Genomic DNA, 1,003 nt, shown 5'->3' on the forward strand with positions numbered 1-1,003 from the left:
AGCGGGCCCGCGCGCTGGACGGGCTGGTCGCGGACGGTCTGGTGGAGCCGCTGCCCGGCGGTCTGTACCGGCTGCCGCTGGGCTGACGCTCAGCCAGGTCACAGTCCCACGGCGTCCGTTACGAAGAACCCAATGCGGCAAAGCAGCCCATAATCGGACGTAACTCCCGCTCACTCTTCCCCGTCGCGGCTTCCGTTACACAACCGACGGATAGCCGATTGACGGCCGCAGGCTGGTCCGCACAGCCCCGTGACAACCGCTCCGTAGCTTCTTCTCCGTGCCCGGCGGACCACCGGGCGCGCGAAGAGCGGGACTTCCGGCACGAGCCGGAGGCGCGACGGGGAACGGAGGCGGTTGATCATGGCGCAGGGCGAGGTGCTCGAATTCGAGGAGTACGTCCGCACCCGGCAGGACGCGCTGCTGCGCAGCGCACGCCGGCTGGTCCCGGACCCGGTCGACGCCCAGGACCTGCTGCAGACCGCGCTGGTGCGCACGTACGGCCGCTGGGAGGGCATAGCCGACAAGCGGCTCGCCGACGCCTATCTGCGCCGGGTCATGATCAACACGCGGACCGAGTGGTGGCGGGCGCGCAAGCTGGAAGAGGTGCCGACCGAGCAGCTGCCGGACGCCTGCGTGGACGACTCGACCGAGCAGCACGCCGACCGGGCCCTGCTGATGGACGTCTTGAAGGTGCTCGCACCGAAGCAGCGCAGTGTCGTGGTGCTGCGACACTGGGAGCAGATGTCCACAGAGGAGACGGCCGCGGCCCTCGGCATGTCGGCCGGTACGGTCAAGAGCACGCTGCACCGGGCGCTCGCCCGGCTCCGGGAGGAGCTGGAGGCCCGCGATCTGGACGCACGCGCGCTGGAGCGTGAGGAGCGGGAGCGTTGCGCGGCCTGACCGGGGCCGGACCCGACGGGGTCCGAGGGAGTTCACAGGCGGTGATCGCGGTGGGTGCCGCGCTCGCCGCCCTCGCCCTTTTCCTCGCCGCATGCGGCAGGCG

At 71.1% G+C, this 1,003-nt stretch carries 1 protein-coding gene; it reads left to right on the top strand.

Features of this window, described 5'->3' with window-relative positions; translation table 11 throughout:
• Positions 1 to 360: 360 nt before the first annotated feature.
• Positions 361 to 900: a SigE family RNA polymerase sigma factor gene (locus H5J33_RS36445; protein ID WP_181798949.1), complete on the top strand. Its 540-nt coding sequence runs from the start codon at positions 361 to 363 to the stop codon at positions 898 to 900.
• The last annotated feature ends 103 nt before the right edge of the window (positions 901 to 1,003 follow it).

This window comes from Streptomyces sp. WELS2, from assembly GCF_013870595.1.
Taxonomy (GTDB): domain Bacteria; phylum Actinomycetota; class Actinomycetes; order Streptomycetales; family Streptomycetaceae; genus Streptomyces.